The sequence below is a fragment of the Streptomyces sp. NPDC014870 genome (assembly GCF_043081505.1).
GTDB lineage: Bacteria > Actinomycetota > Actinomycetes > Streptomycetales > Streptomycetaceae > Streptomyces.
The window spans coordinates 93,212-113,897 of record NZ_JBIBWQ010000009.1 but is presented as its reverse complement, the minus strand read 5'-3'; the positions used below and the strand labels follow the sequence as shown (position 1 = coordinate 113,897).

Annotated in this window: 22 protein-coding genes; 10 read left to right on the top strand and 12 right to left on the bottom strand. The window is 71.9% G+C overall.

Features of this window, described 5'->3' with window-relative positions:
- Positions 1-62: 62 nt before the first annotated feature.
- On the top strand, positions 63-1,286 hold the full coding sequence (locus tag ACF09C_RS25240; protein ID WP_392094534.1) for a hypothetical protein: 1,224 nt from the start codon (positions 63-65) through the stop codon (positions 1,284-1,286).
- A gap of 68 nt (positions 1,287-1,354) precedes the next feature.
- Here ACF09C_RS25240 and ACF09C_RS25235 read toward each other — a convergent pair whose 3' ends face one another.
- Complete coding sequence (locus ACF09C_RS25235; RefSeq protein WP_392094532.1) at positions 1,355-2,242, bottom strand: PhzF family phenazine biosynthesis protein; 888 nt, start codon at positions 2,240-2,242, stop codon at positions 1,355-1,357.
- A gap of 229 nt (positions 2,243-2,471) precedes the next feature.
- On the opposite strand from ACF09C_RS25235, the gene ACF09C_RS25230 reads away from it, so the two are divergent.
- Positions 2,472-2,915: a hypothetical protein gene (locus ACF09C_RS25230; protein WP_392094530.1), complete on the top strand. Its 444-nt coding sequence runs from the start codon at positions 2,472-2,474 to the stop codon at positions 2,913-2,915.
- A 255-nt stretch (positions 2,916-3,170) separates the two neighbouring features.
- Here the strand turns inward: ACF09C_RS25230 and ACF09C_RS25225 are convergent, their stop codons facing one another.
- The 3 genes from ACF09C_RS25225 to ACF09C_RS25215 form a co-directional block, all read right to left on the bottom strand.
- Positions 3,171-3,311 (bottom strand): hypothetical protein, encoded by a 141-nt coding sequence (locus ACF09C_RS25225; RefSeq protein WP_392094529.1) that lies wholly within the window; start codon positions 3,309-3,311, stop codon positions 3,171-3,173.
- A gap of 65 nt (positions 3,312-3,376) precedes the next feature.
- Positions 3,377-3,559 carry a DUF397 domain-containing protein gene (locus ACF09C_RS25220; RefSeq protein WP_392094527.1) on the bottom strand — a complete coding sequence of 61 codons (183 nt, stop codon included), beginning with the start codon at positions 3,557-3,559 and terminating at the stop codon, positions 3,377-3,379.
- A complete protein-coding gene (locus ACF09C_RS25215; RefSeq protein WP_392094525.1) occupies positions 3,556-4,374 on the bottom strand; it encodes a helix-turn-helix domain-containing protein in 819 nt (272 codons plus the stop codon). The genes ACF09C_RS25220 and ACF09C_RS25215 overlap by 4 nt, the downstream gene beginning before the upstream one ends.
- Positions 4,375-4,455: 81 nt before the next feature.
- Between ACF09C_RS25215 and ACF09C_RS25210 the strand changes: the two genes are divergently transcribed.
- On the top strand, positions 4,456-4,866 hold the full coding sequence (locus tag ACF09C_RS25210; protein WP_392094523.1) for a hypothetical protein: 411 nt from the start codon (positions 4,456-4,458) through the stop codon (positions 4,864-4,866).
- 93 nt (positions 4,867-4,959) lie between these two features.
- Positions 4,960-6,222: an FG-GAP-like repeat-containing protein gene (locus tag ACF09C_RS25205; protein WP_392094521.1), complete on the top strand. Its 1,263-nt coding sequence runs from the start codon at positions 4,960-4,962 to the stop codon at positions 6,220-6,222.
- A gap of 95 nt (positions 6,223-6,317) precedes the next feature.
- Here the strand turns inward: ACF09C_RS25205 and ACF09C_RS25200 are convergent, their stop codons facing one another.
- From ACF09C_RS25200 to ACF09C_RS25185, 4 genes are all read right to left on the bottom strand, one after another.
- Positions 6,318-6,761, bottom strand: coding sequence for a subtilase-type protease inhibitor (locus ACF09C_RS25200; protein ID WP_392094519.1), 444 nt, complete (start codon positions 6,759-6,761; stop codon positions 6,318-6,320).
- Between the two features lie 301 nt (positions 6,762-7,062).
- Positions 7,063-8,676, bottom strand: a complete 1,614-nt coding sequence (locus ACF09C_RS25195) for a transporter (protein ID WP_392094517.1) — start codon at positions 8,674-8,676, stop codon at positions 7,063-7,065.
- A complete protein-coding gene (locus ACF09C_RS25190) occupies positions 8,673-9,521 on the bottom strand; it encodes an ABC transporter ATP-binding protein (RefSeq protein WP_392094515.1) in 849 nt (282 codons plus the stop codon). The genes ACF09C_RS25195 and ACF09C_RS25190 overlap by 4 nt, the downstream gene beginning before the upstream one ends.
- A gap of 62 nt (positions 9,522-9,583) precedes the next feature.
- Positions 9,584-10,261, bottom strand: a complete 678-nt coding sequence (locus tag ACF09C_RS25185; RefSeq protein ID WP_392094513.1) for a bifunctional DNA primase/polymerase — start codon at positions 10,259-10,261, stop codon at positions 9,584-9,586.
- 284 nt (positions 10,262-10,545) lie between these two features.
- On the opposite strand from ACF09C_RS25185, the gene ACF09C_RS25180 reads away from it, so the two are divergent.
- Positions 10,546-11,931 carry a transcriptional regulator gene (locus tag ACF09C_RS25180; RefSeq protein WP_392094511.1) on the top strand — a complete coding sequence of 462 codons (1,386 nt, stop codon included), beginning with the start codon at positions 10,546-10,548 and terminating at the stop codon, positions 11,929-11,931.
- 18 nt (positions 11,932-11,949) lie between these two features.
- Here ACF09C_RS25180 and ACF09C_RS25175 read toward each other — a convergent pair whose 3' ends face one another.
- Positions 11,950-12,666: a helix-turn-helix domain-containing protein gene (locus ACF09C_RS25175; RefSeq protein WP_392094509.1), complete on the bottom strand. Its 717-nt coding sequence runs from the start codon at positions 12,664-12,666 to the stop codon at positions 11,950-11,952.
- A 240-nt stretch (positions 12,667-12,906) separates the two neighbouring features.
- Here ACF09C_RS25175 and ACF09C_RS25170 point away from each other — a divergent pair, with 240 nt between their 5' ends.
- Entirely contained in the window at positions 12,907-13,578 is a 672-nt protein-coding gene (locus ACF09C_RS25170; protein WP_392094507.1) for a DUF4097 family beta strand repeat-containing protein, read from the top strand.
- A 165-nt stretch (positions 13,579-13,743) separates the two neighbouring features.
- Positions 13,744-15,234 carry a hypothetical protein gene (locus tag ACF09C_RS25165; protein WP_392094505.1) on the top strand — a complete coding sequence of 497 codons (1,491 nt, stop codon included), beginning with the start codon at positions 13,744-13,746 and terminating at the stop codon, positions 15,232-15,234.
- Positions 15,235-15,285: 51 nt separating this feature from the next.
- Here ACF09C_RS25165 and ACF09C_RS25160 read toward each other — a convergent pair whose 3' ends face one another.
- A complete protein-coding gene (locus ACF09C_RS25160; protein WP_392094503.1) occupies positions 15,286-16,584 on the bottom strand; it encodes an ABC transporter substrate-binding protein in 1,299 nt (432 codons plus the stop codon).
- Between the two features lie 225 nt (positions 16,585-16,809).
- On the opposite strand from ACF09C_RS25160, the gene ACF09C_RS25155 reads away from it, so the two are divergent.
- Positions 16,810-17,256, top strand: a complete 447-nt coding sequence (locus ACF09C_RS25155) for a hypothetical protein (RefSeq protein ID WP_392094963.1) — start codon at positions 16,810-16,812, stop codon at positions 17,254-17,256.
- Between the two features lie 45 nt (positions 17,257-17,301).
- Positions 17,302-18,153: a formyltetrahydrofolate deformylase gene (gene purU / locus ACF09C_RS25150; protein ID WP_362411743.1), complete on the top strand. Its 852-nt coding sequence runs from the start codon at positions 17,302-17,304 to the stop codon at positions 18,151-18,153.
- An 18-nt stretch (positions 18,154-18,171) separates the two neighbouring features.
- On the opposite strand, the gene ACF09C_RS25145 is transcribed toward purU, so the two are convergent.
- Together ACF09C_RS25145 and ACF09C_RS25140 are read right to left on the bottom strand one after the other, a co-directional pair.
- Complete coding sequence (locus tag ACF09C_RS25145; protein WP_392094501.1) at positions 18,172-19,497, bottom strand: maleylpyruvate isomerase N-terminal domain-containing protein; 1,326 nt, start codon at positions 19,495-19,497, stop codon at positions 18,172-18,174.
- Positions 19,494-20,075, bottom strand: coding sequence for a sigma-70 family RNA polymerase sigma factor (locus ACF09C_RS25140; protein WP_392094499.1), 582 nt, complete (start codon positions 20,073-20,075; stop codon positions 19,494-19,496). The genes ACF09C_RS25145 and ACF09C_RS25140 overlap by 4 nt, the downstream gene beginning before the upstream one ends.
- A gap of 219 nt (positions 20,076-20,294) precedes the next feature.
- On the opposite strand from ACF09C_RS25140, the gene ACF09C_RS25135 reads away from it, so the two are divergent.
- Entirely contained in the window at positions 20,295-20,669 is a 375-nt protein-coding gene (locus ACF09C_RS25135) for an STAS domain-containing protein (protein WP_392094497.1), read from the top strand.
- The last annotated feature ends 17 nt before the right edge of the window (positions 20,670-20,686 follow it).

The following is a 20,686-nucleotide window of genomic DNA, read 5'->3' as shown; positions in this document are numbered from 1 at the left end:
ACCCACGGGCAGCGGGACGGAATCGCCTGCTCAGGACGGTGCGGGGACAGTAGCCTCCCCGCATGGGAAGCATCGAGACGCTGATACCGCAGGCCGGACACGTCGACACGGCAGGTCTCCTGGAGGTCGATGCCCCGACGCTCGCCCGGTACGTGGCCGACCCCGGCCACCCGTGGTGGCGCAGGAGGCCGTGCGTGAACGCGCTGACGGGCAGGGTCCCGGAGGAGTCCGTACCCGGGCTGATCGCCCGCGTCAGCGACCCGGACGACGCGCCCGAGGTGCGCCGCGACCTGCTCGACCTGCTCGCCGACCGGGAGGAGCTACTGCCCTGGCTGCGGCACGAGGACCGCGGCAGCGACACCTCGTACGGCATGCGGGAGGCGTTCCTGAGGGTGCGTGGCCTGCTCGGCGACCGCACGGCGCTGCACGACCTGACGACCCTCGCCGCCTCGCTGTGGCAGGGGCCCCGTGCCGCGGGCGAGGCCGGTCTGGACGGCCTCGTCGACCGCCACGGCGTGGCCACGGTCCTCGCGGACCTGGGCACGGACCGCCCCGAGGACCGCCTCTTCCGCCTCCGGATGCGCTACCGCGCCGACGAGGACGTGACCGACGCCCTCGCCGACCCGGACCGGCAGGTCGCGCACCGCGCCCAGTGGTGCGCGGACGACCCGGACCGCCTGCGCGCCTACCTCGCCGAGGCACCGACCACCGAGGCGAAGCTGTGGGCGGCGTACGCGCTCCACGGCCTCACGGAGGACATGGCGGAAACCCGGTCGCTGTACGAGCGCCTGGGCCGCCCCCGCGTCGAGGTCGAGGACCTGGACGAGGACATCCGCGCCGCGATCGTCCACGAGTACGTCCCCGGCTGCGAGCCCACGAGCGACCCGCGGTGGCGGATCGAGGCCCTGTGCACCGAACCGCCCGCCCGCCCCGACGTCGACGACCGACTCCGCCGCGCCACGGCCGCCCTCACGGCCGCGGGCCTCGATCCGAAGCCCCCGGTCTCCTGCGGCGAGGACAACCAGCAGGGCGACGGGACGTACCACGTCATCGAGGCCGCCGGGCGCCGCCTCCACATCAGCACGCTGGGCCCCTTCGCCACGGACGAGGAGGAGGGTTACGAGGGCTCCCAGACCTCCGGCGCCCGCGAGGCCCTCGAAGCGGCGGGCTTCCACTGGATCGACTGGGACACCGGCGCGACCGTCGTCACCGACCTCTGCGTCTACTTCTTCGGCTCCCGCGGGCCCCTCACGGTGGGGGCGCTGCTCTTCTACTGGCAGGACTAGGACGGCCGTCGGCGGGAGCGGCCCTGACAGCTCGCTCCCGCTCCCACCAGGGCCGCCCGTCGTTCGGATCAGGCCGGGATGCGGGTCCCCGCGCCGCTGACCCGGATCCGCCGGTCGCCCGCCCGCAGTTCCACCGTGAGGACGCCGGGGCGTCCCATGTCCTCCCCTTGGTGGAGGGTGAGGACCGTGGCCTCGGGCACGAGTCCGAGCTCACGGGCATACGCGCCGAAGGCGGCGGCCGCCGCCCCGGTCGCCGGGTCCTCGACCACACCGCCCACGGGGAACGGGGCCCGGACGTGGAAGACGTCCGCGGAGGCGCGCCAGACCAACTCCAGCGTCACCAGGTCGAGCCGGTGCATGAGGGCCTCCAGGCGGGCGAAGTCGTACGCCAGGTGGGCCAGGCGCTCGCGGCTCGCGGCGGCAAGGACCAGATGGCGGGCGCCCGCGAAGGCGATGCGCGGAGGCAGGGCGGGGTCGAGGTCGCCGGCCGGCCAGTCGAGCGCGGCGAGTGCCTCTGCCAGGTCATCGGCCGCGATCTCCTCGACGTGCGGTTCGACGCTCGTGAGTGTGGCCCGCAGTACCCCGCCCTCGCGGGTCACGGTGACCGGCACAAGTCCGGCCCGCGTGGTGAACACCAGGGCGCCGGGGCCGATCCGCTCGCCGAGGGCCACGGCCGTCGCGACGGTGGCGTGACCGCAGAAGGGCACTTCCGCCTTGGGGCTGAAGTAGCGGATGGTGTACGCGCGCCCGGCGTCCGACGCGCCGGAGCCCGCTCCCTCGGACGGCGCTGTCAGGAACGCGCTCTCGCTGTAACCGACTTCGGCGGCGATCGCCAGCATGTCGTCGTCGCTGAGGCCCGTGGCGTCGAGAACGATTCCGGCGGGATTGCCTCCCTCGGGGTCGTCGGAGAAGGCGGTGTAACGCAGGACGTCGGGGGTTTCCCGTGTGGAGTTCATGTCGGCGCAACGGCGGGTATCCCCGGGGTGGTTCCCCAGGTGGGGACCGTCTCGGAACTCCGCTCCGTGGACACGATCTCCGATCCCGCCCTCGACGACTTGGAGGTGGTGCGCCATCGCACCGGATCGGACCATCGGTGGCCCGTACGGCGATCCGCTCCAGGACTTCATCAACCGCGGCTGGCCTCCGGGATACAGCCGGAACCTGGTCGCTCTCCTGCAAGGAGACGTGCTGGAGCGAATATGCGCTCTCGTGCCAGGAGTCGAGAACGGTCGGGCAGCGGAATGGCTCTGGGTCGCGGCCCATGTGCCGGCCGTGCGGGCCATGGAGTTCACCGCGCGTTCCGACGTGCTCGACGTGCCCGAACAGCACGCTCATGCCGCGGGTCTCACCGGGGACCTGCTCACAGCGGTGGCGACCGGACTGCGCGCCCGCCGCAGTCAGTCGCCGTCGGCGCCCTTCAGGGTGCTGCTGACGCCGGCTACCGTCCCCTGCTCACCCTCACTCGAACTCACCTCCTTCCTGGCGGAGGTAGAACCCGTCGTCGACCACTACTTCGACTCGGTACGGGCGGAAGGCGGCGCCGAGGCGGTGGCCGGAGGAACCGTGACGGCGATGCGGGACCAGTTCACCATCCTCGGCGAGCCGTGCGAGGAGGACCGGGGAGGCTGAGCGCTGCTCGCCACGATGATGACGTTCGAGGAGTACGGAAGCGCACTGCCGCAGCCCGGCCGCCCGCGGTGGCGGATGCCGCACAGGCGAAAGCGCGCCGAGTGGGCCGGGCGAGCGCATCAGGCGGGACGGATGTTCACGGCCGCTGCCGCGCTCGGACTGCTCCGTTTTGCCGATGAGGCCTTGCAGGCGATGCCGGATGGACCTTGGTCGCCTCGATCTCCGGGCGAGCGACCAAGGTCCACAGGGCGTGCCCTAGGCCTGCTGGCAGTACCAGACCGCGCCGTCCCACACCCAGTCGCCGCAGTTGATGTCGGCGTGACTGGTACCGGCGAAGCCCAACGAGATCACCGCGGTCATGGCCAGGACCGTGAGTGACTTGCGGAATGCGGACATGGTTCCCCCCTCGAATCGAAGTGTCGGCCCAAGGTAGGCCCCAACTCGCTCTAGGGGAGGACGAGTTACAGCCACTCACTGCCCGAAAGGAACCGGCTCCAGGCGTCGGGGGAGACGGTGAGGGCGGGGATGGCGGTGTCCTTGGAGTCCCGGACGTGGACGGTGTGGGGGCAGGTGGCGACCTCGACGCAGTTGCCACCCTGCTCGCTGCTGTAGCTGCTCTTGAACCAACTGAGGTCGTTGCTCATAGCTCTCGTGCCACCTGTTCGATCAGTGCTGCGGAATCTTCCGGGGTGAGGGCTTGTGCCCGCAGGGTGCCATACCGTGCGAACGCGTCACCCACGTCGGGTTGCTCGCTCAGAAAGTACCGGCCGCTCAGGCCTTCGACGTAGACGAGTTGGCTCCGCCGTTCAGCCGTCTCCAGCAGGATGAACGGTCCGCTGAGGCCGGCATGAACCTCGCGGTCCTCAGGCATCACTTGAATCTCGACATTGCGGAGTCGACCGACTTCGAGGATGTGCAGCAGGTTCTCCCGCAGGACCTTTCGGCCCCCGATGGGCCGGGTGAGCGCCACCTTTTCCAGGACGAACCTAATCAGGGGAGCCGGCTTGCGGTGGAACACGTCGTGCCTGCTCATCCGGGCGGCGACCATGTCCTCCAACACGTCGTCCTCCCATGGTGGACTTGCGCAACGGAAGACGGCTCGGGCGTAGTCCGGTGTCTGCAAGAGGCCGGGAATCAAGTGGTTCTCGTACGAGTGGATACCCGCCGCTTTCGCCTCCTCGGCCAAGTAGTCCTCGAACCAGGCGGCGACAGCGCTCGCCGTCACCTGTGGGGCGACCGCCAGAAGTGCACCTTGTGCACCCAGGTAGGCATCCGCGATCTCGACGAACTCCCCCTTGGCCCGTCGTTCCCCGCGCTCGATCATCGCCACCTGGGACTTGGAGTATCCGGTCTGCCGCCCCAGACCCTCTTGTGAGACCCCCGCCCGTTCACGGTAGAAGCGGAGGAGAGCGCCGAAGACCTGTGCGGCTCCCATGCTCTTCTTCTTCTCGTTGTTCACAACCGTCCTCCCGATCGCACAGCCCTGCACAAACAGGCTGTGGCCCTGGTCACAGTAGAGCGACGCCGCAAAGCTGGTGTCATGAATTCGCGCAAGTCACTTGACAGGGTGCCCTCTTGGGTTCCAGCCACCGGTCACGCCCTCCGTCACGCCGGCGTGCACTTCGACGCGGTCCGCATTGGCGGGTTCCTCGGGGAGGACGTCGCGTACCGGCTCATGGAGTTCACCGACTTCCGCGCCGGGCCGATCGTGCGGGAGGCCACCGGGGAGCGGAACCTGTACTTCCTGCTGCCCCCGCAGACCGCCGCCGCGCACGCCTGGCCGGCGCCCGCGCGGGCGCTGAGTCGGAGCGGGCGGAGCGAGGCGTTCGTCGGGGTGCCGGCGCTCGACGGGGCGACCTGGCCCCTGGACTGGCGGTCCCGGCCCACGGAGGAGGACCCGTTCGTGGAGCCGGGGCTGCTGCACCTGATGGTGACCCGCGCGGTGGAGTGACAGTCCTGCCCTGTACGGTCCCTGCCACGGCGTTCGGGTTGGGGGAGCCCTTGGGGCTCGGCTCGACGCCGCACTTCGGAGGGGTACCCGTACATGTTCAAGCTGTCCCGGCGCCGCCGAGGCGCGAAGGCCACCAGACCCGCCGCCCTCGGCCTTGCCGCGGCCGCCGTCCTCACCACACTCGGCCCGGCGGCCACGCCCGCCCAGGCCGCGCCCGAGGACTGCCCGAAGGGCTACTACTGCGTCTGGAAGACCGATCACGCCACCGGCGAGATGCTCAAGCTGACGAAGGACATGCCCACCCTCGGGTCCTGGGACAACAAGATCAGGGCGCAGTCGAACCGCACCAACAAGTACGTGTGCCAGTACGACGAGCCCCACTACCGGTCCTCGTACTGGAGCATGTCCGTCACGGAGCCCGATCCGGGCGGCACCGAGTGGGGCTACGCGGTTCCTTCGATGAGCTCGCTGAAGTTCGTCCCCACCTACCGGGAGTGCAGCGGACCCGCCTACCCTTCGTGGTCCACGTCCTTCGAGTCCCCGAACCGTTCCTCCTTCGCCAACCTGGACGGCGACCTCCGGGCGGATCTCGTGGTGCGCGACAAGGTGGGCCGCCTCTGGTTCCTCCCGGGTGACGGGACGGGGAAGCTGATCGGCTCCGGCGGCTGGAACGCGATGAACGCGCTTACCCGGCACGGCGACTTCTCGGGCGACGGCAAGGAGGACGTGATCGCCCGCGAGGCGTCGACGGGCAAGCTGTGGCTGTACCCCGGCACCGGCACCGGCGCCCTCGGGAGCCGCAAGCTGATCGGCTCCGGCGGCTGGAACTCCATGACCCAGATCACCGCCTTCGGGGACCTGTCCGGGGACGGTCGCTCGGACCTGCTCGCCATCGAGAAGTCCACGGGGAAGCTGTGGCTCTACCCGGGTACCGCCTCCGGCGCCCTCGGCGCCCGCAAGCTCGTCGGCTCCGGCGGCTGGAACACCATGAACGCCCTGGCCGCGCCCGGCGATCTGAACGGTGACGGGACGCCCGACCTGCTCACCCGGGAGGCGTCCACCGGCAAGCTGTGGCGCTACCCCGGCAAGACGGGTGGCGTCGGCTCGCGCGTGCTCATCGGCGGCGGCTGGAACACCATGGCCACGCTCGTCGGCGTCGGGGACACCGCTCGGGGGGACGGCCGCAACGACCTGATCACCATCACCAACAGCAGCGCCAGCACGTCCCTCACCGGCAACTCCTGCTCCGCGGCCGGCTGCATGATGGTCTACGCGGGCAAGGGCACAGGGGGCCTGGAGAAGGGGTACGGCGACGACTCCGACTACAACTGGGACGACATGAATGCCGTCTTCTAGGACCTGATCGCGCCGGAGGAGCCGGCGACGCCGTTCCGGTGAGGACGGTCCTCGGACCTCACCGGAACGGAGCACGCTCAGAACTCTTGGAACGGTCAGAACTCGAAGACCGTGCTCTTCCACATCCCGACGCTCATCTCGCAGGTGTTCCCGTACGTCGCCGACCACGTCACCCGCTTGCCCTTCCAGATGCCCTCGCCGGTGACCGTGACCGGGTCCCAGATGCGGGTGCACGGGGCGGCGGCGTTCAGGCGGGTCAGGCGGGCGAAGTCCCCGTCCACGGCGCTCAGCTCCTTGCAGGCCGCCGCCGGCGACGGGTGCGTGCCCTCGGCCGTGGGGGCGCAGCTCAGGGTCACCGCGCGCTCGACCGTCGCCGTCGCCGCGGACTCGCCCTTCGCCACGGAGAGCACGAGCGCCGACGGCGGGTACAGGCGCGTGGGCTCGGCCTGCGCGGAGGCCGGGGTCGCGGCGACACCGATCAGCGCGAGGCCGGTGGCGAGCGCGGTGGTGAAGGCGGTGTCACGGAGCAGGGGACGCATGGGAGATTCCTTTCGGGGCGGGTGCTGCCTGATTGCGCCCCGGAGTCTTGCCGATGCGGAGGGTGATCGCACATCCGTCGCCGCTTTCCGGTCACGACCGAACGTTCGGCCTGTTGGGGACGGGTGCGCCCCTCGCTGAGAGCGCTCCTGGCGCAGCTGGTCCAAGGTGGAACGACCAACTGGCCTGCGAAGATAAAGAATTGGTTCGAATTCGCACGACATTCGGAGGCGTCTGTTCGGCCGGAAGCCCGCGCCCGTGCACCTGCACGAGCACGGGCTTCCGGCCGCGTCAGCCGAGTCGCTACCCCTTGCTCACCGCCGCCAGGATCTCCGGCAGCCGGCGGGCCGTGCGCGGGGCCGCCAGTTTGAGGCCGATCCACAGGAACAGCGCGCCGTACAGCGTGCCCAGCGGCAGCAGGAGCCACAGCAGGGACGTCTCGTCCGTGACGTTCAGGTAGATCGCTGCGCCGATGACCGGGGCGCACAGCAGCGCCGCCGCGAACATGCCGCCGATGATCGAGATCCACGCGAGACCGCCCTGGCCCGGCGCCACGTTCTTGTACGCGCTGTCCTGCGGGATCGAGTACGGGAACATCGCCGAGGCCAGCGCCCCGACCCCCAGCATCGTGCCGAGCAGCGCGAAGGCCACGCCCAGCGCGTCCGGCAGCGACGACCAGGCGCCGGACACGGCCGCCGTGCCCACCGTCACCAGGACCGTGAACGGCATGGTGATCACCAGCAGCGTCAGCGCCCGCGCCCGCAGTTCGGCGTACGCGTCCGCGGGCGTGGAGATGGTCTGCGCGACCATCCAGAACGCCGAGGTGTCCTGCCCGAACTGGTTGTACATCAGCATGCCGAGCATCCCCGAGGCGAAGCAGGCCCAGTAGACCGAGCCCGCGCCCTGGAGCGCGTTGAACATGGGCACGATCGCGCCCATCGCGAGCGAGGTGATCCAGGCCATCTTCGTCTTCGGGTCGCGCCAGATGTAGCGCAGGCTGCGCTCCATCACCGGTCCCGTACGCCCGCCGGGCAGCAGCCGCGCGAGCCGGCCCGTGGACTCCCGGCCGCCGCCGGCCGTGTCCGGGGCCGCGCCGATGGTCGAGCCGTCCGGCTCGGTCATCAGCCGCACCAGGCTCCGCTGCCACCAGTAGAGGAGCACCCCCAGCGCGACGGCCGTGAGCAGCAACTGGGCCGCCGCGACCGCGTAGTCGCCCTGGCTCGCCGAGTCCACCGCCGCGACGGCCGACGCGGGCGGCAGCCAGCTCACCACCGCCGTCGCCGGTTCGAGCGACGACAGGCCGCCGGCCTGGCTGAGCCGCTGCGCGCCGAAGTTGACCGCCTGGATCCCGAGCGCGATCACCAGACCGCTCAGCACCGCGAGGTCACGGCCCTTGCGCGAGGTCAGCAGCCGTACGTTGGCGGCGGCGACGGCCCGCGAGAGCGCCACGCACACCAGGACCACCAGCGGCACGGCCAGGACCGCCGTCACGACGCCGCCCGTGCCGCGCGCGAGCGCGAGGGCCGCGCCCAGGCCGACGAGCACGGTGAACGCGGGGCCCGTGCCCACGAGCGAGGCCACGAGCAGCGCGCGGACCAGCGGCCGGGGGTGCAGCGGCAGCATCACGAGCCGCGACGGGTCGAGGGTCTCGTCGCCGCTCGGGACGAAGAGCGGCATCACAGTCCACGCCAGCGCCGTCACGCCGGTCAGCAGGATCGCGAGCGAGGCGGCGTCCGCGTACCCGCGCAGCAGGACGAAGCCGAGCAGCAGCAGCGCGCCGAAGAGGGCGGTGACGACGAGCGAGGTCACGTAGACGGCGGTCCGGGCGGCGGACTGCCGCAGCCCGTTGCGCAGCAGCGACAGCTTGAGCCGGACGAAGACCGACGTCAGAGAGTCGGGGGCGGGCGCCGTGGTCATCGGGCCGCACCTCCGCCGAGCCAGTCCAGGGACTGACCGGCCGACTCCCGCCCGTTCGCGCCGACCAGCTCCAGGAACGCGGCCTGCAGCGACGGCGCGTCGCCCCGGACGTCCGCGAGCGGGCCCTGGGCGCGGATCCGGCCGGCGGCCATCACGGCGACCCAGTCGCAGAGCGACTCCACCAGTTCCATGACGTGGCTGGAGAAGACGACGGTCGCGCCCGAGCCGGTGTACCGCTCAAGGACGCCCCGGATGGTCTGCGCGGACACCGGGTCGACGCCCTCGAACGGCTCGTCCAGGAAGAGGACTTCCGGGTTGTGCAGGAGCGCGGCGGCCAGGCCGATCTTCTTGCGCATACCGGTCGAGTAGTCCACGACCAGCTTGTTCTGCGCGCCCGCCAGGTCGAGTACGTCGAGCAGCTGCGCGGCCCGCTTGTCGACCTCGGCGCCGGGCAGCCCCCGCAGCCGCCCGGTGTACGCGAGGAGTTCGCGGCCGGAGAGCCGCTCGAAGAGCCGGAGCCCCTCGGGCAGGACGCCGATCCGGGCCTTGACCTCGGCGACCGATTCCGGGTCGCGCCACACGTCGTGCCCGGCGACCAGGACGCGGCCCGCGTCCGGCCGGAGCAGACCGGTGATCATGGAGAGGGTGGTGGTCTTGCCGGCCCCGTTGGGCCCGACGAGCCCGATGAACTTGCCCGCGGGCAGCACGAGATCGACGCCGTGCACGGCGATCTGCTGCCCGAAGCGCTTCCACAGCCCCTCGACGCGAACGGCGGGCACCGCTCCCGGCTCCCCGGGGGCGCTGCCCGCCTCTTCGTACATTCCGTCAGATGCCTGGTCAGGCATGGTCCGTCAGCCCTTCGATGGTCCCCGTAAACACGTACGAGGGTCACCCTAAGGGCCGTCTCTCAGGGGCGTCGGGCCCGTGCGGCCGCCGCTTCCCTTCCGCAGGCGTACGCGAGCGGGCTGATGAGTTCCTCGGCGTCCGGCAGCCAGCGGTTGGCCGGGGTGGGCCTGCGCGCCCACTGCACGGCGCCGTGCCCGCCGACCCGGGTGGGCGGCGCCGCCACGTAGAAGCCCTCGCCGCGCGTGGTCAGGTCGATCGACGCGGGGGCCCAGCCCAGCTTCCGTACCAGGTCGGGGACCTTGGCCGCGGCGCCCGGCAGGACGAAGAAGAACATCCGGCGGTCCGGCGTACAGGTCACCGGGCCGAGCGTGAGCTCCATGCGCTCCATCCGGGCCAGCGCCAGGAAGCCCGCCGACTCGGGCACCTCGATCGCGTCGAAGGTACGGCCCGTCGGCAGCAGGATCGACGCCTTGGGCTGCTTCGACCACATGCGCCGTGCCCCGACGGCGCTGCCGGTCGCCTGGGTCGACCAGTCGGGCCTGGCCGGGTGCGCACCGGGCGACGCGCACCCCTCGGCGCCGCAGGAGCACCGCTCCCGGCCTTCGACGGCCTCAAGCCAGGTCCCCGGGAACACGTCCCAGTGCCGCTCTTCCGCATACCGCACGGCGCTGTCCAGCAGCTGCTCGCCTCGCTGCTTGGGGATCTGTGCGGCTTCCGTGACTCCGATGGTCTCTTCCACGGTGAACTCAACTGCCGCCGTCACCTGGGGTTACGGGCGGCGTGCCGCGTCGTGTGGAGCATCGATCCTGCACGACGGGGCGCATGGGTGCACGGACGGGGGCGCGCGTGGGGCCGGGGAGCGGTGCCGGGGTAGCCAGAGGTGGGGGGTGTCGGCCGTGCCCCGCGCGAGGGGGTGACCCGTGGCCGATGCGTCCGGTTTCGCGTGTTCACATCGGCATTGACCGGATATCCGCCGGGCAGTGATCAGTTCTCTTCGATCACTCACGGCCTCAGGGGGTAGTCATGTCAGCAGCCAGGCCACTTGTCGCCCGCCAGCCGAACGAACGGCTGCAGGCGCTCATTCAGGAGGCCGCGTGTTCCAACGCGGGCCTCGCCCGCAGGGTGAACATGGTCGGGTCCGAGCGCGGTCTCGACCTGCGGTACGACAAGACGTCGGTGGCGCGCTGGTTGCGCGGGCAGCAGCCGCGCGGGCGGGCGCCGGGCATCATCGCGGAGGCGCTGGGCCGCAAGCTGGGCCGGACGGTCACGATCGACGAGATCGGGATGGCGAACGGCAGGAACCTGGCGGCGGGCGTGGGGCTGCAGTTCGCGCCGACCGTACTGGGCGCGATCGAGCAGGTCTGCGAGTTGTGGCGGTCCGACGTGGGGCGGCGGGACTTCCTGTCCGGTTCCACGGTCGCGGCCTCGGCGCTGGTGGAGCCGAGCCGGGACTGGCTGATCACGGGCGCGGACACGCATGTGGCGCGGTCGGCCGGGGCGCGGGTCGGGGTCTCGGACGTGGAGGCGGTCCGGGCGATGACAAGTGCGCTGGTCGACCTGGACCGGCGGTTCGGCAGCGGGCACGTGCGGCCGGTGGTGGTGCACTACCTGAACAGCGTGGTGGCGGGGCTGCTTTCGGGTTCGTACCGGGAAGTGGTCGGCCGGCAGCTGTTCGCGGCGGTCGCGCGGCTCACGGAGCTGGCCGGGTACATGGCGGTGGACACCGGGCAGCCGGGGCTCGCCCAGCGGTACTACATCCAGGCGCTGCGGCTCGCGCAGGCCGCGGGGGACCGGGCGTACGGCGGCTATGTGCTGGCCGCCTCGATGAGCCACCTGGCGGCCGAGCTCGGCAACCCGCGGGAGATCGCGCAGTTGGCGCGGGCGGCGCAGGAGGGCGCGCGGGGACGGGTGACACCGAGGGCGGAGGCGATGTTCTTCGCGGCGGAGGCCCGGGGGCACGCGCTCCTCGGGGACGCCCACTCCTTCGAGGCGGTCGCGGGGCGGGCCGTACGGGCCCTGGAGCGGGCGGAGCCGGAGTCGGGCGACGACCCGGCGTGGATCGCGCACTTCGACCACGCCTACCTCGCCGACGAACTGGCCCACTGCCACCGGGACCTGGGGCAGGCGGAGGCGGCGGCGCGGGCGGCCGAGGAGTCCCTGGAAGGCCACCCGGAGACGCGGGCCAGGCGGCGGGCGATCGGTCTGGTGCTGCTCGCCTCGGCGCAGGTGCAGCGGCGCGAGGTGGAGCAGGCCTGCCACACGGGCACGCGCGCCCTCGAACTCCTCGCGACGCTGCGGTCCTCGCGCGGGGCGGAGTATCTCGACGACCTGAAGGAGCGTCTCGACCCGTTCGCGGGGGAGCCGGTGGTGCGGGAGTTCGGGGCGCGGCTTGCGCTGCACGCGGCGTGACGGCGCGGGCGGTGCGCCTCAGGGTGTGGACTTCGTGTGGAGGACCTCGCGGGCCTGTTCTGCGGCGCGCGTGATGCTCTCGGCGACGAAGTCCATGAAGCGGGCGATGTTCTCCAGGCGTTCGGCGGCCGGGGTGTCGGCGCCGAGGACGCGGACGCCCTCGCGCGCGGTCGCGGCGAACTCGACGTTGGCCTTGGCGGCGGCCACCATCGACTGGTACCAGACGTCGGCGTCGGCGAAGTAGCGGTCGCGGCGGCGCTCGTCCCGCTCCCGGCGGACCAGGCCCTGGCTCTCCAGGAACGAGATGGCCTTGGAGACGGACGCCGGGCTCACCTGAAGGCGCTGGACGAGCTCGGCCGCCGTGAGGCTGCCCGTGTCGGTGGTGAAGATGCAGGTCAGAATCGACGCGGTCATCTTGGGCAGGCCCTGGCTCATGAGGAGGGTGGTGAACTGCTCCTCGTACGCGCGTACCGCCTCGGCGTCGCGGCCGTAGGGCTGCGGCGGCGTCTCCGTGCCCTTGGGGGTGGCCGGCCTGCGCCGGTGCGCGCGGTGCTCGGTGGCGCGGTGGGCCAGGTCGGCGCGGTAGCCGCTGGGGCCGCCGTTGCGCATCACCTCGCGGGTGATCGTCGAGGTCGGGCGGTCCAGGCGCCTGGCGATCTCCGCGTAGGCGAGGTCGTCGGCAAGGCCCAGCGCGATCTGCTGGCGTTCCTGCTGGGTGAGTCTGCCTCCCGGCACCGCGATCTCCCTTCGATCTGTTCTCCGTGGCGGCCAGCATAGCGTTCACTTCCCATCCAATGCAACGCGCGAGGATTGGTCCGTTGCGTTATCGCCTAGGTCGTTGCAATGAAATATGGGCTCTGGCCTGCACTAATGCTCATTGAGTGCAACGACCTTGTTGCGTGATCCGTGAACACAACGTAGCGTTTCTCTTGTCAGAAACACGGAGCACGGCACACGGAAGCCAGGAGAGAGACCATGAACAAGTTCGCCACCACCGCCCCGATCGCCGCCGTCGTCGACATCGCCGCCGGGCGCGTCCAGGTCATCGCCGCCGACCGGGCCGACGCCACGGTCGAGGTCCGGCCGGCCAACCCCGCGAAGAGCCGCGACGTGAAGACCGCCGAGCAGACCGCCGTCAGCTACGAGGACGGCGTGCTGCGGGTCACCACCCCGCCCGCCAGGAACGGTCTCCTCGGCAACGTCGGCTCCGTCGAGGTCACCGTCCAGGTGCCCGCCGGCTCCCGCGTCGAGGGCAAGGCGGCCGCCGCGGAGTTCCGGGGCGTCGGGCGGCTCGGTGACATCGCCTTCGACGGCGCGCACGGCGCGGTCAAGATCGACGAGGCCGCGAGCATCCGGCTCACCGCGCTGGGCGGTGACGTCACCGTCGGCCGGCTGAGCGGCCCGGCCGACATCAGCACCCTGAAGGGCGACATCCGGATCGCCGAGGCCACCCGGGGCGCGGTCGTCCTGTCCACCCAGTCCGGCGACCTGTCGGTCGACGCGGGGCGCGGGGTCTCCGCCACCCTCGACGCCGGCACCACCCTGGGCCGCGTCCACAACTCCCTCGCCAACGCCGTCGGTGCCGCCGCCGAACTGAACATCAAGGCGACCACCATCCAGGGCGACATCACCGCCCGCAGCCTCTGAACGGTACGAACGGGGGCGATCGGGCCACAGCGGCACGGGAGTTGACGGTGAGACCGGTGCGGGCCCGTTGTGGGTCTGTTACCGGTCTCACACGTGTGTGCGCGGCCCTGGACGCACCCGGTAGCGTGAGCCGACGATTCCGTAGGTCCATCAGTAGGAGTCCCGGTGACGCAGAGCGGACAGGGGCCGGAGCCGCAGTATCCGGCGGTACGGCCGACGCACGAAGGTGTCGTGCTGCCCGCGGAGGGCGGCGTGGAGACCGGCCAGGGCACAGGCCCGGCCGGCGGCACGCCGTGGGGCGGCGCCTGGGGCCCCGGTGGGGCGCCGCAGGGGCAGCAGCCCCCGCAGTACCAGTCGTCCGCGCAGCCGCTGCCCCCGGCCCAGCCGCTCCCGCCGGAGGCGGTGCCGGGCGGGGCCTCCGACATGCAGGCGACGCAGTACATCGCGCCGATCCCGCCGCAGGGCGCGCCGCCCGCCGGGCCCGGACCGATGCCGGGCGCGATGCCGGGCGCGATGCCCGGGGCGCACGGGCAGATACCCGCCGACACCCCGCCGCCCGGCGGCTACGGCTACCCGGCGCCCGCCCAGCCCGCCGGGGGGCCCGGCTACGGCTACCCGCAGGCCGCGCCCACGCCGCCCGTCGCCGACATGCAGGCCACCCAGCACATCCCGCCGATCGCCGCCCAGGGCGGCGGCCAGGACACCCAGTTCCTCGGCACCGGCCCGCTGGGGGCGCCGCAGCAGCCCGCCGGGGCGTCCGACGCCACCCAGTACATCGCCCCCGTGCCCACGCAGGGGCCCGGCGAGCGGCAGCCGCCCGCCGAGTTCGACAACCTCTTCCGCAGCGACGCCACGCAGCACCTGCCGCAGCCCCCCGCCGCGCAGGCGCCGTACGGCCGGCCGGCCCCGCAGCCCCCGCAGCAGCAGTTCCAGCAACAGCAGCAGTTCCACCAGCAGCCGCCCGTGCCGCCGGCCTTCCAGGGCGCGTACCAGGACGACTACGACGACGAGCCCGAGCCGCGCCGCAGGTCCCCCCTCGCCCTGATCGCCGCCGTCGTCGTCGGCTGCGCCGTCGTCGGCCTCGGCGCCGGGGCGCTGCTCAGCGGCGGGGACGACGAGAAGGACAAGGGCCCGGCACAGAACGTGGCCGCCAGCTCCGGCACGCCGTCGACCGGGCCGACCTCGAAGGGCACCGACCCCGTCGCGGCGCAGGCGGAGGCCCTCGACAAGCTGCTCGCCGACAGCAACAACAGCCGTGACGCGGTGATCCGCTCGGTCGAGGCCATCAAGCAGTGCAAGAACCTCGACCAGGCCGCCACCGACCTGCGGGACGCCGCCGGGCAGCGGCGCGGCCTGGTGACCCGGCTGCAGGGCCTGACCGTCGACAAGCTCCCGGACAACGCGGCCCTGAACACCGCGCTCACCAAGGCCTGGCAGGCCTCGGCGTCCGCCGACGACCACTACGCCGCCTGGGCGGACCAGGTGAAGGGCAACAAGAAGCTCTGCAAGGGCGGCAAGGCCCGGGGCACCTCGCACACGGTCGAGGCCGGCAAGCAGAGCTCCGACGCGACGGTCGCCAAGCGTCAGGCGGCCAATCTGTGGAACCCCACCGCGGAGAAGTACGGCCTGTCGAAGCGGACCGCCACCCAGCTGTAGCGCGGGGCGCAGCCCGGGCGGGGTCCACCGCCCGGGCTGGGGTCAGCGCCGTTACGGAGCGCTGAGGACGGTGTCGCCGACGTCGACGAAGCCGGGCTTCTGCGCCACGAGCTGCCCCTTGCGGACCACCTGGAACGTCACCTCGTGGTTGACGATCCGGGGGAAGCGGGGGGCGCCGAGCATGTCCTCGTAGCGCCAGCGCAGCGTCGGCGTGAGGCCGCCGGTGTCGATCTGCACCCCGCGGTCCAGGGCGTGCGCGACGGCGGCCGCCGAGATCGAGTCGGTGTCGAGCGACTCGATCACCTTCTTCAGGACGGTGTACGCGATCCAGGTCGTCTGGACGCCCGCGTCGGTCGGGTCGACCCGGTTGTCGACGAACGCGTGCTCCTTGATCACCTTGCGCATCGGCGCCCAGCGCTGGTCGTTCGCCTCCGGGTACCAGCCGGTGACGTACGCGCCCTCGAAGGGGCTGTGCGCGCCGCCGGTGCGGTCGACGACGGGCTGGCTGACGCTGCCGAGCACGGAGGAGATCCGTACGGTCTCCTCGCCCTTGTCGTCCTGGCCGTCGTCGCTGCCCCCGCCGTTCTCGTCCTCCTGCTCGGGGAGGCGGCGGAAGGAGTCGAAGAAGGTCTGGGTGCGCTCGCCGAGGACGGCCGCGACACAGCCGTCCTCCGTGCCCGCCTTGGAGCGGGCCCGCCTGGCCTGGGCGGTGTACTCGGCGGCGTCCTCGACGGCCGGGATGTCGGTGGCGCCGTCGTGGCTGCTCTTGCGGAGCCCGGAGTTGAGCAGGTCGGGCAGCTTGTCGCCGGCGAGCGTGTCGGGCCGGACCAGGGAGACCTTGCGGCAGGACTCGGCGAGCTGCATGCCGTGACCGGCCATGAGCGAGGCGAGGCCGCCGTTCACGGGGTAGGAGAGCGGGCTGGTGAACTCGTCCTCGGAGACGCCGTACCCGCCGATGTACGGGATCTCGGCGGCCTCCAGGGGCGCCATGAAGGCCCGGCCGTTCTGGCTGTAGGAGCCGACGACGGCGACGACCTTCTCGCTGACGGCCCGGCGGGCGCAGGCGGCGGCGCCGGCGGAGGTGTTCTGTTCGTTGCAGGTGAGGATTCTGAGCTCGTGGCCGTCGATCCCGCCGGCTTCGTTCACCCAGCGGGCGAACGCCTGGGCCATGGCGGGCATGCCGGGCTGGTTGGTGGCGCGGGTCCCGTCGGGTGCCCAGGTCATGACGGTGACGGGTTCCCTGGACCCCCCCGAGGTCCCAGGGATCACGCCACAGCCGGTGAGCAACGACGCACCCGCCGCTGTCGCCGTGACGTACGCGAGAAGTGAGGTCAGTCGCCTACCGGTCATGAGCACGCACAATTCCGCCTCACGGGTAACGCAGAAGTGTGCATGGTTCAACGGCGGGTGACGCGAGGGTGAATTACCGGGGTCGATGCCTGGTGGGGGGCGTGCGGGAAGAGGGAGCGAAGGGTGCTGGTCGGGCGATCTTGAGGGGGAACGTATGATCGAACGGTGTCCACTCCAGTCTCGGGTTCGGTGAACTCTTCCCGTCGTGGCCGTCGCTCCTCCACCATGGGCGGCATGCCGCTCAACGACTTGCCGTGGTGGCGCTGGCGCAGCAACGTGCGCTCGGCGCTGCACATGCTCTCCGACCCCGCGTTCCACGAGACCACCTGGCTGACCGGCCAGGAGGGGTACGGCGACGTCACCGACGCCGTCTACCGCCTGGTCGAGGACACGTGGCTGGACAACTGGTCCGCCGAGAAGTACGTCGGAACGATCTTCCGCGACTCCGGCGAGGCCGCCCTGGTGGACGTGGCCGTGCTGCGGGTGCTGCGGATCATGCACCAGGTCGGGCCCGACGCGCCGTTCTCCGCGTACATGGAGCACCACGGGTGGCCGGAGGCCGTGCGCGCCGCCCGCGAGGCGCACATACGGATGGCGTCGGCGGACGGCGAGGACCCGGACACACCCCCGCGCTCCCTCGACGTGCTGCGCATCATGACCGGGTCCGTCTGACGGACGCCAGGTCGGCCAGGTGGCCGGATGTGAAAGGCTACGGGGATGACCGACCAGTACGTCCTCACGCTCTCCTGCCCCGACAAACAGGGCATCGTGCACGCCGTGTCGAGCTACCTCTTCATCACTGGCTGCAACATCGAGGACAGTCAGCAGTTCAAGGACCGGGACACCGGCCTCTTCTTCATGCGCGTCCACTTCTCCGCGGAGGAGCCGGTGACCGTGGAGAAGCTCCGGGCGAGCTTCGCGGCGGTCGGCGACTCGTTCACGATGGACTGGCACATCAACCGGGCCGACGAGCGGATGCGCGTCGTGCTGATGGTGTCGAAGTTCGGCCACTGCCTGAACGACCTGCTCTTCCGCTCGCGGATCGGCGCGCTGCCGGTCGAGATCGTCGCGGTCGTCTCCAACCACACGGACTTCTCCGAGCTGGTGAGCTCGTACGGCATCCCGTTCCGGCACATTCCGGTGACGAAGGAGAACAAGCCGGAGGCCGAGGCCGAACTGCTCGCCCTCGTCCGTGAGGAGAACGTCGAGCTGGTCGTGCTCGCCCGTTACATGCAGGTGCTCTCCGACGACCTGTGCAAGCAGCTGTCGGGCCGGATCATCAACATCCACCACTCCTTCCTGCCGAGCTTCAAGGGCGCCAAGCCCTACCACCAGGCGCACGCGCGCGGTGTGAAGCTGATCGGCGCGACGGCCCACTACGTGACGGCCGACCTCGACGAGGGCCCGATCATCGAGCAGGAGGTCGAGCGCGTCGGCCACGAGGTCACCCCCGACCAGCTGGTGGCCGTCGGCCGCGACGTCGAGTGCCAGGCGCTCGCCCGCGCGGTGAAGTGGCACGCCGAGCGCCGCATCCTGCTCAACGGCCGCCGCACGGTCGTCTTCGCCTGACCGGGATCCCCGCCGCCCTCACAGCCTGCTGAGCGAGGCCGCCGCGAAGAGGACGTCGCGGATGGCCTCGCGGTCGCCGTCCTGACCGGCCGCCGCCTCCTCGGGCGGGATGTGGCCGGCCACGAGCTGGCAGAACTCGACGCCGTCCATCGCCACCTGGGCCACCGCGTGGTCCGGGGAGCCGACGGCGGCGGGGGAGTCCAGGGCGATGTACCAGTGGCCGCCGCCCGAGCCCTCGACCTCCAGATGGAGCGAGCGGCCGGGGGCGCCCGCCGCGACCAGCTCGCGCGGCGGTGAGGCCAGACCCGAACGGCGCCGGCCGGCGAGGGCTGCCGGGAGCAGCCGGGCCGCCAGGTCGATCATGCCGTGCAGATGCGCGCCGCTCGGCGGCTCGTACGGGTACGCCACCGCGTTCGCGATGTCGTCGGCGTGCACCCAGCACTCGAAGGCCCGCTCCAGGAGCGAGTCCCGCATCGGCAGCGCGAAGTCCCCGTACGTCACCGTCAGGTCGGCGACCCCGCGCCCGGCGAACGAGACCGTGCGGATCAGGGTGTGGCTCTGCTCCCGCCACGGCTCGCGCACCCCGCGCGTCGGCGGGTGGAACGAGCCCCGCCAGTACTCCTCCGTGCGCTCCACGGGCGTGACCGCCGTCGCCTTCGCGCCCAGCGGATCGTCCAGGCCGAGCGCGCTGGACACCAGCCCGTCCACCGTCAGGAGATGGCCGATCACGCCGGCCACCGTCGTCTTGCGGCTGACCGGGCGCTCGCCCTCGAACCACTTCAGCCGGACCGGCGCGTGCCACTCGGACTCGCCGATGTCCCGCAGCAGCGCGTCGAGCCGGGCGGTCTCCGCGTCGTACGGAGTCGCCCAGGCCGGCACCGGGATGCGGGCGGGGCGGCGGCCCAGGCAGTTCTCCAGGACCCGGGAGCGCAGCAGCGGATCGAGGTCCAGGTCCCGCTCGGAGTGCAGCAGCCCGACGGCGTCGCGCAGCCGCAGCGCCTCGTCGGCGCAGGGTGCGCACTCGGTCAGGTGGTCCTCGACGGCCTGGGTCTCCTCGGACGAACAGGCCGAGAGCGCCCACGCGCCGAGGAGCGATTTCAGGACACCGTGCGGCGGCGCGGCAGGCGGCGGAGGAGCCACGGCGAGCACCGGCTCCTCGGGCGGCTCCGCCGCGTCGGCGGTCGGTCCGGCGGTAGGGTCGGCCGCCGGTTCCGTGGCCGGTTCCGCCGCCAGGTGGGCCGTCAGGTCGGCGGTCAGGTCCGCGTGGTCGTCCGCGGACACGCGGGGTCCCGGTATCCGGGGAGCGCGCGCCACGTCGTCGGGCGTGTCGTCGGGGCCGTTCACAGGGAGCGTCCGTACCCGGGCGGCGAGGAGCCCTCCAGCGGGCGGGTGTTCGCCGTCGAGAGCAGCTGCAGCCCGAGCCGCAGCCTGCGCCGCGCCTCGTCCTCCGTGACCCCGAGGTCGGCGGCGGTCTGGCGGTAGTCGCGGCGCTGGAAGTACGCCAGTTCCAGGGCCGCGCGCAACGGCGCCGGCATCGACGTCACGATGTAGTCGGCGCGGGCCGCGACCGAGGCGCGGCGCACCTTCTGCTCCAGCTCCTCCGCCGAGCCCTCGCCGGTCTCCGCGTACGCCGTCGCCTCCGTCTGCCGCAGCCGGTGCACGGCCTGACGCTGGGTCAGCTTGGCGACCCAGGAGCGCATGTTGCCCTGCTTGGGGTCGTAGGCGTCGGGGTTCTCCCAGATGTAGCCGAAGACCTCGCGGGTGACCTGGTCGGCCGCGCTGTCGTCGTCGAGGACCCGGTGGGCGAGGCTGTGCACCAGGGAGGCGAACCGGTCGTAGAGCTCGCCGAGCGCGGCGGCTTCACCGCGCGCCAGCCGCTGCTGCATCCTGCGGTCCCAGCGCGGTGGTGTGTCCTTCGCCATGCGTCGACCTCCCGACCCGAGTTCACCCTCCAAAGTAATGCGCCGTCGATGGGTGCACGCCCCTTTGTGACAAGTACGCCCCCACGGGCCCTACCGGATGGTAAGGAAACCGCCGTTCGTCATCCGGGGGGTTTCGGGCCGCGCTCCCGGGGCAGCGGCAGAGGACGGGAACGACCGCCTCCGCTTGATATCACCGCTTCCTCCCGAAGGGTGCGCAGTGTGAACCTCCATGTCGACGTCGAAGAGCTGGGCCGCTGGACCGTGCTGCGGATCCGCGGGGAGCTGGACCTGCTGACCTCGCCCCTGGTCAGGAGACGCGTCCACGACGCCGTCGCGGGCGGCCGGCACGACGTCGTCCTCGACCTCTCGGGGGTGCTGTTCTGCGATTCCAGCGGGGTCGGTGTGCTGATCGCCGCGCGCCGCCTGATGCGTTCCTGCCAGGGCCGCCTCCGGGTGGTCCTGCCGGAACGGGGGTCGGAGGACGCGTCGCACGTCAACCGGGTCCTCGCCGCCCTCGGGGTGCGCCGCCTCTTCGACGTCTACGGGGACGCGGCGGAGGCCGTCGACGAGGAGAGGCAGCCGCTCTCGGCATGACCGGCCGGCCACCCACT

Excerpts from the sequence above, each read along its gene's own strand:
- ACF09C_RS25170 (WP_392094507.1), top strand. The coding sequence starts at position 12,907 with ATGAACAAGTTCGCCACCACCGCCCCGATCGCCGCCGTCGTCGACATC.
- ACF09C_RS25225 (WP_392094529.1), bottom strand. The coding sequence starts at position 3,311 with ATGTCCGCATTCCGCAAGTCACTCACGGTCCTGGCCATGACCGCGGTG.
- ACF09C_RS25210 (WP_392094523.1), top strand. The coding sequence starts at position 4,456 with ATGAATTCGCGCAAGTCACTTGACAGGGTGCCCTCTTGGGTTCCAGCC.
- ACF09C_RS25160 (WP_392094503.1), bottom strand. The coding sequence starts at position 16,584 with ATGACCGGTAGGCGACTGACCTCACTTCTCGCGTACGTCACGGCGACA.
- ACF09C_RS25235 (WP_392094532.1), bottom strand. The coding sequence starts at position 2,242 with ATGAACTCCACACGGGAAACCCCCGACGTCCTGCGTTACACCGCCTTC.
- ACF09C_RS25155 (WP_392094963.1), top strand. The coding sequence starts at position 16,810 with ATGGGCGGCATGCCGCTCAACGACTTGCCGTGGTGGCGCTGGCGCAGC.
- ACF09C_RS25200 (WP_392094519.1), bottom strand. The coding sequence starts at position 6,761 with ATGCGTCCCCTGCTCCGTGACACCGCCTTCACCACCGCGCTCGCCACC.
- ACF09C_RS25190 (WP_392094515.1), bottom strand. The coding sequence starts at position 9,521 with ATGCCTGACCAGGCATCTGACGGAATGTACGAAGAGGCGGGCAGCGCC.
- ACF09C_RS25240 (WP_392094534.1), top strand. The coding sequence starts at position 63 with ATGGGAAGCATCGAGACGCTGATACCGCAGGCCGGACACGTCGACACG.
- ACF09C_RS25205 (WP_392094521.1), top strand. The coding sequence starts at position 4,960 with ATGTTCAAGCTGTCCCGGCGCCGCCGAGGCGCGAAGGCCACCAGACCC.
- ACF09C_RS25220 (WP_392094527.1), bottom strand. The coding sequence starts at position 3,559 with ATGAGCAACGACCTCAGTTGGTTCAAGAGCAGCTACAGCAGCGAGCAG.
- ACF09C_RS25140 (WP_392094499.1), bottom strand. The coding sequence starts at position 20,075 with ATGGCGAAGGACACACCACCGCGCTGGGACCGCAGGATGCAGCAGCGG.
- purU (WP_362411743.1), top strand. The coding sequence starts at position 17,302 with ATGACCGACCAGTACGTCCTCACGCTCTCCTGCCCCGACAAACAGGGC.
- ACF09C_RS25195 (WP_392094517.1), bottom strand. The coding sequence starts at position 8,676 with ATGACCACGGCGCCCGCCCCCGACTCTCTGACGTCGGTCTTCGTCCGG.
- ACF09C_RS25180 (WP_392094511.1), top strand. The coding sequence starts at position 10,546 with ATGTCAGCAGCCAGGCCACTTGTCGCCCGCCAGCCGAACGAACGGCTG.